The sequence below is a fragment of the Streptomyces pathocidini genome, from assembly GCF_001418495.1.
GTDB classification, from domain to species: domain Bacteria; phylum Actinomycetota; class Actinomycetes; order Streptomycetales; family Streptomycetaceae; genus Streptomyces; species Streptomyces pathocidini.
Window position 1 is genome coordinate 1 of record NZ_LIQY01000394.1, and the last position, 3,307, is coordinate 3,307.

Annotated in this window: 4 protein-coding genes; 3 read left to right on the top strand and 1 reads right to left on the bottom strand. The window is 74.0% G+C overall.

All coding sequences use genetic code 11. The features are described from left to right. Positions 1-210, bottom strand: a 210-nt coding sequence (locus AOK16_RS27700) for a hypothetical protein (protein WP_205627727.1), incomplete at its 3' end; no start/stop codon positions are given. 164 nt (positions 211-374) lie between these two features. Between AOK16_RS27700 and bioB the strand changes: the two genes are divergently transcribed. The 3 genes from bioB to AOK16_RS18555 form a co-directional block, all read left to right on the top strand. Beyond that, positions 375-1,583: a biotin synthase BioB gene (gene bioB / locus AOK16_RS18545; RefSeq protein WP_055473351.1), complete on the top strand. Its 1,209-nt coding sequence runs from the start codon at positions 375-377 to the stop codon at positions 1,581-1,583. Further along, positions 1,576-2,919 carry an adenosylmethionine--8-amino-7-oxononanoate transaminase gene (locus tag AOK16_RS18550; RefSeq protein WP_055473352.1) on the top strand — a complete coding sequence of 448 codons (1,344 nt, stop codon included), beginning with the start codon at positions 1,576-1,578 and terminating at the stop codon, positions 2,917-2,919. The genes bioB and AOK16_RS18550 overlap by 8 nt, the downstream gene beginning before the upstream one ends. A 132-nt stretch (positions 2,920-3,051) precedes the next feature. Further along, on the top strand, positions 3,052-3,307 hold a 256-nt coding region (locus tag AOK16_RS18555; RefSeq protein WP_157859256.1), incomplete at its 3' end, for a dethiobiotin synthase.

Genomic DNA, 3,307 nt, shown 5'->3' on the forward strand with positions numbered 1-3,307 from the left:
GGAGGAGTCGGGCACGGAGGAGTCGGGCACGGAGGAGTCGGGCACGGAGGAGTCGGGCACGGAGGAGTCGGGCACGGAGGAGTCGGGCGCCGAAGAGTCGGCCGCGAAGGAGTCGGCGGGGGTGAAGGGCCGGGTACGGCCAGGGGGTTCGGCCCGGTCCCGGGAGTCGGCCGCGGTCCGGTCGGCGCGGGCGGACGGGTCGTGGGGCATCGGCCGTACCTCGTGTCTGTCGCGTCCCCCCGCTCTGTGGGGTCTGGCCAAACCGTAGTGCCCGGATGTCCCGGATGAGGTGTGGCAATACCCACACCTCATTCGGCCTCTGTTGTGCGGTCCCTCCTTGGCCGGAAACGGTGCGGTGAGCGAGGATCAGCGCCATGAACCTGCTGAACACGCTGGTGGACAAGGGGCTGCGACGCGAGCTGCCCACCCGGGACGAGGCCCTCGCCGTGCTGGCCACGTCGGACGACGAGCTGCTGGACGTCGTGGCGGCCGCGGGGAGGGTGCGCCGCCAGTGGTTCGGGCGGCGGGTGAAGCTCAACTACCTCGTCAACCTCAAGTCCGGCCTCTGCCCCGAGGACTGCTCGTACTGCTCGCAGCGGCTCGGCTCGAAGGCCGGGATCCTCAAGTACACCTGGCTGAAGCCGGATCAGGCCGCCGAGGCCGCGGGCGCGGGGGTGGCCGGGGGCGCCAAGCGGGTGTGCCTGGTCGCCAGCGGGCGCGGGCCGACGGACCGGGACGTGGACCGGGTGTCGAAGACCATCGAGGCGATCAAGGAGCAGCACGAAGGCGTCGAGGTGTGCGCCTGCCTCGGGCTGCTCTCCGACGGGCAGGCCGAACTGCTGCGCGCGGCGGGCGCGGACGCGTACAACCACAACCTCAACACCTCCGAGGCGACGTACGGGGACATCACCACCACGCACACCTACGCCGACCGCGTGGAGACCGTGCGGCACGCCCAGTCGGCGGGTCTCTCGGCCTGCTCGGGGCTCATCGCGGGCATGGGCGAGTCGGACGCGGACCTGGTGGACGTGGTGTTCGCACTGCGCGAGCTGGACCCGGACTCGGTGCCGGTGAACTTCCTGATCCCGTTCGAGGGCACGCCACTGGCCGAGGAGTGGAACCTGACTCCGCAGCGCTGCCTGCGGATCCTGGCGATGGTGCGGTTCGTCTGCCCGGACGTGGAGGTGCGGATCGCGGGCGGGCGCGAGGTGCACCTGCGCTCGATGCAGCCGCTGGCGCTGCACCTGGCCAACTCGATCTTCCTGGGCGACTACTTGACCAGTGAGGGCCAGGCGGGCAAGGCCGACCTGGACATGATCGCGGACGCGGGCTTCGAGGTGGAGGGCGCCGGTACGGTGACGCTGCCCGAGCACCGTGCTGACGCCGTGGCAGGAGGCTGCGGCTCGCGGGGCGGCGGCTGCGCCCCCTGCGGCGAGGGTGCGTCCGAGACCGCGGCGGAGGCCCGTACGGCCCAGGCGCCGGCCGGGACCCGTACGGCCCAGGCCGCGCCAGGTGACGCCCGTACGGACCTGGTCGCGGTGCGCCGCCGCGGCGCGGGCACGGACCTCGCGCCCAATGCCTGACCTCGGCCGGCCGGAGGGTCCCCTGAACGGGGCCGCGGAGCCCCTGGCGACCGGTGAACTCCTGGCGCTCGACCGGCAGCACGTGTGGCACCCGTACGGTCCGATGCCGGGCCGCCAGGAGCCGCTGGTCGTGGAGTCGGCGGCCGGGGTGCGGCTGCGGCTGGCCGAGCCGGTCGAGGGCCGGACCGAGCTGGTGGACGGCATGTCCTCGTGGTGGTCGGCGATCCACGGCTACAACCACCCGGCGCTCAACGAGGCCGCGCGCGCCCAACTGGACCGCATGAGCCATGTGATGTTCGGCGGGCTCACGCACGAGCCCGCCGTGCGGCTGGCCGCGCGCCTGGTGGAGATCACGCCCGAACCGCTGCGCCATGTCTTCCTGGCGGACTCGGGTTCGGTCTCCGTCGAGGTGGCGGTCAAGATGTGTCTGCAGTTCTGGCGCTCGGCCGGGCGGCCGGAGAAGCGGCGGCTGCTGACCTGGCGCGGCGGCTACCACGGCGACACCTGGCAGCCGATGTCGGTGTGCGACCCGGACGGCGGCATGCACGAGCTGTGGTCGGGCGTGCTGCCCCGGCAGCTCTTCGCGGACCTGCCACCGGACGCCTCCGACACCGCGGCCGTCCCCGCGTACTCGGCGCACCTGCGGGAGCTGGTCGCCCGCCACGCCGGTGAGTTGGCGGCGGTCATCGTGGAGCCGGTGGTTCAGGGCGCGGGGGGCATGCGCTTCCACGACCCGGTGTATCTGCGGGTGCTGCGGGAGGCCTGCGACGAGCACGGGGTGCTGCTGGTCCTGGACGAGATCGCGACCGGATTCGGGCGTACGGGCGCGCTGTTCGCGGCGGAGCACGCGGGCATCTCGCCCGATGTGATGTGCGTGGGCAAGGCGCTGACCGGCGGCTATCTGACGATGGCGGCGACGCTGTGCACCGCGCGCGTGGCGGAGGGAATCTCGCGCGGCGAGGTCCCGGTGCTGGCGCACGGCCCGACGTTCATGGGCAATCCACTGGCCGCGTCGGTCGCGCTCGCCTCGATCGACCTGCTGCTGGGCCACGACTGGCGGCAGGAGGTCAAGCGGATCGAGGCGGGGCTGCGGGACGGGCTCGCCGACGCGGTGGGCGCGCCGGGGGTCCGGGACGTACGGGTGCTGGGCGCGATCGGGGTCGTCCAGCTGGACCACGCGGTGGACATGGCGGCGGCGACCCGGGCCGCCGTACGCGAAGGGGTGTGGTTGCGGCCGTTCCGCGATCTCGTGTACACCATGCCGCCGTACATCACCGGGGACGACGACGTGGCCCGGATCTGCGCCGCGGTGCGGGCGGCCGCGGCGGCGGGCTGAGGACGGCCGGAGCGGCCCGCCCCGCGCGCTCGTCGCTCCCCGGCGAGGCGGTGGCGGACCCGTAAGGGCCCGCGGACGAGGAAAGACGCGCCGGGTCCGTTGGGGCCTGCGACGAGGAAAGGTGCGACGGGCATGGCGGTTCTCGTGGTCACGGGGACGGGCACGGAGATCGGCAAGACGGTGGCGACCGCGGCGGTGGCGGCCGCCACGCTGCGGCGCGGGCGGTCGGTCGCCGTGCTCAAGCCCGCGCAGACCGGGGTCGGTGCGGGCGAGCCGGGGGACGCGGCCGAGGTGGCGCGGCTCGCGGGGGCCGTGACGGCGGCCGAACTCGCGCGCTTTCCCGAGCCGTTGGCGCCTGCGACGGCCGCCCGGCGCGCCGGTCTCGCGC